At 61.8% G+C, this 9,036-nt stretch carries 8 protein-coding genes; all 8 read right to left on the minus strand.

Annotation, left to right across the window (positions count from 1 at the left end; translation table 11 throughout):
- Positions 1 to 131 precede the first annotated feature (131 nt).
- Entirely contained in the window at positions 132 to 836 is a 705-nt protein-coding gene (locus KGZ89_07670) for an aminotransferase class IV (GenBank protein ID MBS3974725.1), read from the minus strand.
- A gap of 2 nt (positions 837 to 838) precedes the next feature.
- Positions 839 to 2,398: a bifunctional phosphoribosylaminoimidazolecarboxamide formyltransferase/IMP cyclohydrolase gene (purH, locus tag KGZ89_07675; protein MBS3974726.1), complete on the minus strand. Its 1,560-nt coding sequence runs from the start codon at positions 2,396 to 2,398 to the stop codon at positions 839 to 841.
- Between the two features lie 60 nt (positions 2,399 to 2,458).
- On the minus strand, positions 2,459 to 3,634 hold the full coding sequence (locus KGZ89_07680) for a branched-chain amino acid ABC transporter substrate-binding protein (GenBank protein ID MBS3974727.1): 1,176 nt from the start codon (positions 3,632 to 3,634) through the stop codon (positions 2,459 to 2,461).
- A gap of 59 nt (positions 3,635 to 3,693) precedes the next feature.
- Positions 3,694 to 4,359, minus strand: a complete 666-nt coding sequence (locus tag KGZ89_07685) for a phosphoribosylglycinamide formyltransferase (protein ID MBS3974728.1) — start codon at positions 4,357 to 4,359, stop codon at positions 3,694 to 3,696.
- Entirely contained in the window at positions 4,349 to 5,416 is a 1,068-nt protein-coding gene (locus KGZ89_07690) for a phosphoribosylformylglycinamidine cyclo-ligase (GenBank protein MBS3974729.1), read from the minus strand. The genes KGZ89_07685 and KGZ89_07690 overlap by 11 nt, the downstream gene beginning before the upstream one ends.
- 108 nt (positions 5,417 to 5,524) lie before the next feature.
- Positions 5,525 to 5,965, minus strand: coding sequence for a hypothetical protein (locus KGZ89_07695; protein MBS3974730.1), 441 nt, complete (start codon positions 5,963 to 5,965; stop codon positions 5,525 to 5,527).
- A 3-nt stretch (positions 5,966 to 5,968) separates the two neighbouring features.
- Positions 5,969 to 7,396 (minus strand): amidophosphoribosyltransferase, encoded by a 1,428-nt coding sequence (locus KGZ89_07700; GenBank protein MBS3974731.1) that lies wholly within the window; start codon positions 7,394 to 7,396, stop codon positions 5,969 to 5,971.
- Positions 7,389 to 9,036 (minus strand): phosphoribosylformylglycinamidine synthase subunit PurL (gene purL, locus KGZ89_07705; GenBank protein ID MBS3974732.1); only part of this gene is annotated, 1,648 nt, incomplete at its 5' end. The genes KGZ89_07700 and purL, both read right to left, overlap by 8 nt.

The following is a 9,036-nucleotide window of genomic DNA, read 5'->3' on the forward strand; positions in this document are numbered from 1 at the left end:
AAACCCAGCCGGTCTCGTTCGCCGAGACAAGCGCCAGTGGCTTGCGCTCCTCCCCAACAGCACGAACAATCTGCGTCACCGACATCTCCGGCGAGGCTATGATCCTTCCGGAAAGTGGCAGCTGAGGCGTCTCACGCATCCGCTCCACCCGCAAAAACTTGCGCGAACATCTTGGTCAAAGCTTCGGTGACCGGACCCCTTCTGTCCCTTACGGCCACGGCGCCAGCTACCGCGGTGGTCAGTAAGAGTTCATCCGCTGTGTCCAGGTCCTCGGCGAAGAGCACCTTTTCCTCGGCGCGCAGACCCAGGGAGGCAGCGAAGTCAAATACGACCGCTCGCGAGACCCCTGCAAGCGCAGGGGGGCTCGGCGGAGTCAGCAGCCTGTCACCTCGGCAAAGCCACAGCGTGGCCTGGGAGGTGTCGATCACATGGCCGGTCGGTGATACCAGGACGGCTACATCGGCGCCCGCTCGGCGAGCCTGCTCGAGCGCGCGATCCCAAAACGAGCGATCCTCCGGCTTGGCCCCGCCTGGCGGCAGATGCGGCTCCTCGGAGGTGACCAGCGCGATTCTCGGCCCGCCTGGAACATCGATGGTCGAAGGGCTGGTGGTAACCTCGACCCATACGCTACCGTCGACAGCGACATGGAGCGACATTCGGCCATACTCATTGGCCCATGCCTCGGCGGCTCTAAGGGCCTTGGTTCGGGCATCCGCGAGCACCACGTCATCGCAACCACCCGCTTTTAGCCTCGCCAGATGGCGCGCGAGTAGCGGGATACGTCCCTCCTGAACGCGGATGGTCTCTCGCAGCGCCTCTGAGAGGGTCGCGGCCATGCCTAATGCCTGAAGTGGCGGTGTCCCGTGAATACCATCGCGATGCCCAGCTCATCGGCTTTCTCGATGACCTCCGCGTCACGCACGGAACCTCCTGGTTGAATGAGAGCCACGACGCCAGCCGCCGCGCAAACCTCGATCGTGTCCGAGAAGGGAACGAAGGCATCGCTCGCCGCGACCGCCCCGCGTGCCTTTTCCCCCGCTTGCTCGACAGCGATACGCGCCGAGTTCACGCGATTCATCTGGCCCGCGCCAACACCCACGCTCGTGAAGTCCGCCGCGATGACAATGGCGTTAGACTTGACGCTTTTCGCGGTCTTCCAAGCAAAGAGCATCTGCTCCATCTCCTCGGCGGTGGGCTTGCGTCTGGTGGGTACCGTGAACGCCGAGGGATCTTCGGCGACCAGATCGCTTGTCTGCACGAGCATGCCGCCTTCGACGGCGCGCGATTCGTAGTGCGCCTTCGGAGCGCGCATCCCCCCGGTCGCAAGGACCCGGATGTTGGGCTTGGAGCCGAGCAATTCGAGCGCGGCCTCCTCAAAACTTGGCGCGATGATCACCTCGACGAACTGGCCGTTGGCGAATATCGCCTCGATAAGCTCCGCTTCCACGTCGCGGTTGAGCGCCACGACACCGCCGAATGCGCTGACGGGATCGACGTCGTGTGCACGCCTGTAAGCGGCTACGACATCATCGGCGATCGCCACGCCGCACGGATTCGTGTGTTTGACGATCACGCAGGCCGGCTCGGCGAATTCGCGCACCGCGCACCAGGCGGCATCCGTATCGAGGATGTTGTTGTACGACAGCTCCTTGCCCTGAAGCTGTGTCGCGCGAGCAAGCGTATTGGGCTGGCTGTCCATGAAACGATAGAATGCCGCACTTTGATGGGGGTTTTCCCCATACCGAAGATCCTGGACCTTCTCCAGCCGGAAACGGGCCTCTTGCGGGAAACGCGTTTCGCCATAACCGGAAAGGTGCATCCATATCGCGCTGTCATACGCGCTGGTGAGGCGAAACACCTCCTCGGCGAGTTTGCGCCTGGTGGCAAGGCTCGTCGCGCCTGAGTTCGAGCGCATCTCGGCAAGAAGATCGTCGTAGCTAGCCGGGTCGGTCACGACCGCGACGCTGGCGAAGTTCTTCGCCGCCGAGCGCAGCATGCTCGGGCCGCCGATGTCGATGTTCTCGATGGCGTCTTCTTCCGAGACGCCCTCCCGTGCGACCGTAGCCTCGAAGGCGTAGAGATTGACAACCACCATGTCGATCATCCCGATGCCGTGCTCGGCAGCAGAGGCCATGTGCTCGGGTATGTCCCGGCGAGCGAGCAGTCCGCCGTGCACCCTCGGGTGAAGGGTCTTGACACGGCCGTCCATCATCTCGGGAAAGTCAGTCAGATCATCGATCGGCCTGACGTCGATACCTGCCTGCGAGAGAACCGCGGCCGTGCCGCCGGTCGAGACGATCTCGATCCCGAACTCCTCGGACAGAGCGCGACAAAACTCCACGACGCCGGTCTTGTCGGTGACAGAGACCAGCGCTCGCCTGACCTGAACCTGACTCATTTACTCCCTTTCCATCGAAATTAGCAGCGTTTCCAATCAGAGTCGGTTGCGGCTTTTCGCCTACTCCACGATCTGATTCCACTTTCCATCCGAAACAACATACGCCGAGATAACCTGGTTGGTCGTGTCGCCGTTTTCATCAAACTCCGTAAGCCCGGTGACACCATCGAATGAGCCGTTGCGAATCGCTTGCGCGATCGCCGCACGATCTGTTCCGGCCTCAAGCACCGCGCGCACGAAAATCCACGCCTGATCGTAAGCGTAGCTGTCGAACGCCTCGGGGGCCTGCCCGAACTCCGCCTCATACGCGGCCTTGAAGTCCTTGCCCTTGGGCTGCTGCTCAAGCGGCAAGCCTAGGCTGGTCGCCATGTCACCCTCGGCGTTTCCGGCACCGGCGATATCTATATACTCCTGGGAAAAGATCATGTCCCCGCCGATAAGCGGAACGCCCATCCCGGACTCAGACATCTGCTTTGACAGCAATCCGCCTTCCGTGTGCGCGCCGGCATAGTAAACGGCCTCGGGGGCAAGGCCCCTTATCCTGGTGACAAGCGCCGAGAAGTCAACCGTTTTGGGCTGAACCTGCTCACGCAAGAGCACGGTGCCACCCTTGGCCTCGAAGGCCTTGACAAACTCGTCCGCCAGCCCCTGGCCATACTGCGTCGCGTCATCGATAACCACTACTCGAGTCGCTCCGAGATCTTCGGAAACCAGCCTCGCAGCGTAACCGCCCTGGGCGTCGTCCTTGGCGACGATGCGGTTTACAACAGTGAGCCCCTTTGCGGTAAGTTCAGGGTTGGATGATACCGTGATCATCGCGAGCCCTGCCTGCTGATATACCGGAGCCGCCGGAATTGAGCAACCCGAGTTGAAGTGCCCGATGACCCCTAAGATACTGCTGTCACCCGCGAGAATGTTGGCGACGTTTACGGCTTGCTTCGGGTCGCCCTGATCGTCCTCGGCGCGCAAAACGAACCTGTAACCGGCTTCGCGCACCTCAGGCGATTCGTTGGCTTCCTTGAAAGCGAGCTCCACGGCGCGTTTCATCCCCTGCCCAAAAACCGCGTTGTCGCCGGTAAGCGGCGCGGCAAAACCGATCCTGACCTCGGTGACCTGAGAACCGCCGGCGTCTGGGTCCTCTCCCGGCTGTGCGCTGCGGCATCCCGGCATCAACGCCAACGCCGACACAGCCATTGCGATGAGTATAAGCTTCTGATAACCCCTAATACGATGCATACGCAATTCCTTTCTCCCTTTGCGCAGCCGGCACACACATTGGCGTCGCCGTACGCGTGTCAGATGTTATCAGCAAAGTCGTTTTCTGTCGTAGTTACGGACAAAATGCACGTCTTCCTGCCCTCAATCACGACACGACCCTGCGCCAGCCACTGCAATACCTCGGGGTAGAGGGCATGCTCCACCTCGTGGATGCGCGCCTCCAAAGACTCAAGCGTATCCTCGGGCAGGATCTCCACCACTCTTTGCGCGATGATGGGGCCTTCGTCGAATCTTTCGTTGGCGAAGTGCACCGTCACCCCTGTGAACTTGACCCCGTACTCGAAAGCATCGCTGATGCCCGCCGCGCCGGCAAAAGCCGGTAGCAGCGACGGATGGATGTTTATAACCCTGTCATCGAATGCGTCAAGCACCTCAACGCCGAGCAACTTCATATACCCGGCCATCACCACAAAATCGACCTCGTGCGCGAGAAGCGCATCCCTGATACGAGAGTTGTACTCGCTCGATGTCGAGCAGGCAGTGCTGTCGATCCAGATCGCCGGGATATTTGCGTTGCGCGCCCGCTCGAGCCCGTACGCCCCCTGGCGATTGCTGATCACGAGCGCGACCTCCGCGTCCAGCGTACCTGCCTCGATCGCGTCGATGATCGCCTGCAGATTGGTGCCTGAGCCCGAGATCAGCACACCCAAACGTACTGTCGCAACACCGATTTCATCGCTCATAGACGACTTTCCCCTGTCCCTCGATGACTTCTCCGATCTCAAAGACGCTCTCGCCGATCTGCCGAAAAGCCGCTGCCACATCTGCGGCGCGACGCCTCTCAGCGATGACCGCCATTCCGATGCCCATATTGAAGGTGCGACACATCTCCTCGGCGGGTAAAGACGCTTCCTCGGCGATCACGTCGAAGATTCTAGGTGACCTCCATGCGCGAAGCGCAATTAGCGCGTCGCAATCATCCGGCAACGCGCGGTCGAGGTTTTCCGTGATGCCGCCGCCGGTTATGTGGGCCATCGCGCGGACGGAGCCGTCCGGCACGGCCTGAAGCACATGGCGGATAGCTTTGGCGTAGATACGCGTCGGCTCAAGCAGGACGTCGCCCAGGCTTCTGCCCCCAAAATCTACTCTTGGGAGCGAAAGTGCCTCCTCCCTGCCTTCGACGAGTACCCTCCTGATCAGCGAGTATCCGTTGGAGTGCGGGCCGCTAGACGCCAGCCCCAAGATGACGTCTCCCTTGCGCACCGAGGCGGGTTGCAGCATCCTGTCGCGCTCCACGACCCCAACGCAAAAGCCGGACATATCGTAGTCGGACTCGCCCATAACTCCTGGATGCTCGGCCATCTCGCCGCCGATGAGAGCGCATCCCGCTGCGCGGCACCCCGCGGCGACGCCGCCGACGAGCTGCTCGGCGGCCTCAGGGACCAGACGCCCGATGGCGATGTAGTCGAGAAAGAAAAGCGGCTCGGCGCCGGTGACCGCGATGTCATTGACGCACATCGCCACCAGATCGATGCCGACCGTGTCGTGCCGCCCTAGCGCCTTGGCGATCTCGATCTTGGTCCCGACGCCATCTGTGGCGCTTACGAGCACCGGATCTTTCATCTCGCGCAGTGAAGCCGCCGAGAACAGCCCTCCAAACCCGCCGATATCCCCGATCACTTCCGGCCGGTACGTCGAGCGCACCGCGTCCCTGATCGCCTCAACCGAGCGCGCGCCTGCCTGCGTGTCCACACCGGCGTCGCGATAGGTAAACGGCTTCTTCTCCGAGTCGTCGCTCATCGGCTCCCCTGTCGTCACTGCTTGTTATTTTTAGTCACAACCACATTGGTCGTCGTACAAGGAATTCTACCGCAACGGGCAAGCATGGCTCTTTTAGGCGTGCACTTTTCAGACGGATCCCGCGAACATCGACAAAACGAGGGCGGAGGAAGCCGCGACCCATGCCGCAGATGCCCATCCCGTGCCGTGAGTGACCCTGCGCCCCACGAAAACCCCAGCCCAGGTGGGCAGCAGATAACCAATCGCCATGCCGCCCAGCCCCCAGATAGCGAGCGCCAGATACTCGGCCCAATCAGGTAAGGCGGGCACGATGCGGGCGGCATCGGAGGTGTATGCGTCGTACGCGCTTGTCAGAACCGCAACACCGTCTCCAATCAGCCAGCCCGTCACAATCACGGCTGCAACGAAGAGCATGCGAGCGACGGCGGCCGGCCGCTTGCCTCCAGAAAGACCCGCGGCCAGCAGGGCAGTGACTGTCGCCGTGACGGGATTGAAGTGAAACGCCAGTGTCACGCCGGCTAGCAAGGAAAGTGCGATCTGCTCCGGCATCGGTCAGCCGCACGACTCCAGTGCGAGTTTTCCTCGGCGTACAGAGTCCGGAATCTCGATGGGGTAGTCGCCATCCAGGCACGCCAGACAGAATCGCTCCTTGGGTGCGCCGGTGGCCTCAACCAGCGCGTCAAGCGAGAGGTACGCAAGCGAATCAGCGCCGATAAACTCGCGAATCTCCTCGATGCTGTGACTCGACGCGATCAGCTGCTCCTGGCAATCCGTGTCGATCCCGAAGAAGCACGGCCAGCTCACCGGAGGCGATGTGATACGCATGTGCACCTCGGCGGCGCCAGCGTCGCGCAGCAACTGCACGAGCTTGCGGCTTGTATTGCCCCGCACGATCGAGTCATCGGTAACGACCAGGCGCTTGCCCTTGATGACGTGGCGCAGCGGATTGAGCTTCAACCGGATGCCCTGCTGCCGAAGCTGTTGTGACGGCGAGATAAACGTCCGTCCGACGTAGCGGTTTTTCACGAGCCCCTCGCCGAAAGGAATCCCGCTGCCTTGCGCGTATCCCACCGCTGCCGGCACACCGGAGTCCGGAATCCCGATGACGAGGTCTGCCGAGGCGGGAGCCTCCTTTGCGAGCGATTCTCCCATGCGGCGGCGCGCCTCGTAAAGCGAGCAGTCGTACATCACGCTGTCCGGCCTGGCAAAGTAGATGAACTCGAACATGCAAAGGCTGAGTTTCTCGGCGGGTACCGCCTCTTCGCTCTCGAGTCCGTTCGCCGAAATCTTGATCATCTCTCCCGGCGCCACATCGCGCTCGTAGACAGCGCCCAGAATATCCAGCCCGCACGTCTCGCTTGCGACCACCCAGCCCTCATTGCCGAGCCTGCCGAGAACGAGCGGCCTGATCCCGTGTGAGTCCCGAAAGGCGTAGAGGGCATCCTCGGTCAGGAGGACCACCGCGTAAGCGCCCTGGATCAACGACATCGTATTGCGTATGCCTTCGCGGATGTGATGGTGTATCTGGGTATAGTGACCGATCAGAGTCGCGATCACCTCGGAGTCGGTGGTGGAGCGGAAGCGCACCTTCTCGCCGCGCAGGGAGTCCCTGAGATCGGCTGTGTTCACAAGATTGCCGTTGTGTGCAAGCGCGATGACCTGCCGGCCGATCGCCGAGAGGTGAGGCTGCGCGTTGTTCCACGTGTTCGAGGAGCCGGTCGTCGAGTAACGGGTATGCCCTATCGCGGCGTCGCCGGTAAGCGAATCGAGATCCGACTCCCGAAAGACCTTGCTCACCAGACCGAGGTCCTTTATGACCGTGACCGTCTCGCCATCTCCGACAGCAATGCCCGCACTCTCCTGGCCGCGGTGCTGAAGCGCGTGCAGGCCAAAGTACGCCAACCTCGCGACGCCTTGTCCTGGCGCGTACACGCCGATGACGCCACACGCCTCTTCCATGCGGTCAGGTCGGCTATCCATGAACCAGCGCCTCCAATGTGGGCTCATAGGCATCGCGCATCTCGCGGATCGAAGCGCTTACGAGCATCCCCTCGGGACTCGCGATCTTGAGCGTGTCGCCCCCGACCTTGCCGAGAACCGTGAAAGGAACCTGCCAGCCGGCAAGAAGCGCGAGAAGCGCGTCTGTGTCCTTTTGGGCGGCGGAGACAACGATGCGGCTTTGCGACTCGCTGAACAGCGCCGCAACCGGAGCTAGCCCGCCGGCTAAAGTGATCTCAGCCCCGATTCCGCTGGCGATACAGCTCTCGGCCAGCGCGATCACAAGCCCGCCCTCGGAGCAATCGTGCGCGGAGAGGAGAAGCCTACCGCCGATCGCCTCGCGAACGGCCGACTGCACGCGACTCTCAAGATCGAGATCGAGTGAGGGAGGAGCGCCGGCCACGGTGTCAAAGACGACTTTGAGGTACTCGCTGCCACCCAGCTCGGCCAATGTCTCGCCGACAAGCACCACCGTATCGCCCTCGCCCTTGAACTCCGAAGTGCATCTCAGGCTTACATCGTCTAGAAGCCCGACGACCCCTACAGTAGGCGTAGGGTATATCGGTTTGCCGAACGATTCGTTATAGAAGCTGACGTTACCGCTGATTACCGGAATCTCCCAGCGCTTGCATGCGTCGGAAAGACCGCGTATCGACTCGTGGAATGTCCAGTAAACCTCGGGCTTTTCCGGCGAGCCGAAGTTCAGACAATCCGTGATCGCCGCTGGCTTGGCTCCAACGCAAGCGACGTTTCGAGTGGCTTCGGCCAGCGCTATCTGCGCGCCGAGGTAAGGATCCAGGTAGACGTAGCGGCCATTGCAATCGCTTGACGCGGCAATTCCGCGGTTGGTCATCTCTCCTCGGCCTGTATCGCCGATACGCAACACCGCAGCGTCTCCGCCGGGCAGAATCACGGTATTGAGCATCACCTGGTGGTCGTATTGCTCCCAGATCCACCGGCGCGAACACACATTGGGGCTCGACAGCACGGCGAGGAAAGTCTCTTTCAGCATGGCCGGGTCGTCAGGATGGTCGAGCTCTGTCAAGGGATCGAAGTTCTGCAATTCGTCCATGTAGCCCGGCTTGCGCATCTCGGGTTGATAGACCGGCGCGTCATCGACGAGAGTCGAGGCCGGGATGTCCGCCACGATCTTGCCAGCCTCACGCACCACGAACCTGCCGGTATCCGTGACCTCGCCGATCACCGTGGAGAGCAGCCCCCACTTCTCACACACAGCGTGGGCGCGTGCGAGGTTTTCGGGAGTCACGACAGCCAGCATTCGCTCCTGCGACTCCGAGACCATGATCTCATACGGCTTCATGGCGTTTTCGCGAAGCGGCACGCGAGTCACCTCTATGTCGAGCCCGGCATTACCGCGAGAGGCCATCTCACTGGCGCTCGATGTCAGACCCGCCGCGCCTAGATCGCCGAGTGCGATCAGCAGCTTTTCGTCGAGCAGCTCAAGGCACGCCTCGATCAGGATTTTTTCCTCGAAAGGATCGCCGACCTGCACACTGGGGCGCTTCTCCTCGGCGGCCTCATCGAACTCCTGGCTGGCCAAAACGCTGGCTCCGCCGATCCCGTCTCGGCCGGTCGTCGAGCCGATAAGCAGCAGCAGGTTA

The organism is Actinomycetota bacterium (assembly GCA_018334075.1).
GTDB lineage: Bacteria > Actinomycetota > Coriobacteriia > Anaerosomatales > UBA912 > JAGXSC01.

Coding starts and splice junctions, on each gene's coding strand:
- KGZ89_07670 (MBS3974725.1), bottom strand. CDS start 836: ATGGCCGCGACCCTCTCAGAGGCGCTGCGAGAGACCATCCGCGTTCAG.
- purH (MBS3974726.1), bottom strand. CDS start 2,398: ATGAGTCAGGTTCAGGTCAGGCGAGCGCTGGTCTCTGTCACCGACAAG.
- KGZ89_07680 (MBS3974727.1), bottom strand. CDS start 3,634: ATGCATCGTATTAGGGGTTATCAGAAGCTTATACTCATCGCAATGGCT.
- KGZ89_07685 (MBS3974728.1), bottom strand. CDS start 4,359: ATGAGCGATGAAATCGGTGTTGCGACAGTACGTTTGGGTGTGCTGATC.
- KGZ89_07690 (MBS3974729.1), bottom strand. CDS start 5,416: ATGAGCGACGACTCGGAGAAGAAGCCGTTTACCTATCGCGACGCCGGT.
- KGZ89_07695 (MBS3974730.1), bottom strand. CDS start 5,965: ATGCCGGAGCAGATCGCACTTTCCTTGCTAGCCGGCGTGACACTGGCG.
- KGZ89_07700 (MBS3974731.1), bottom strand. CDS start 7,396: ATGGATAGCCGACCTGACCGCATGGAAGAGGCGTGTGGCGTCATCGGC.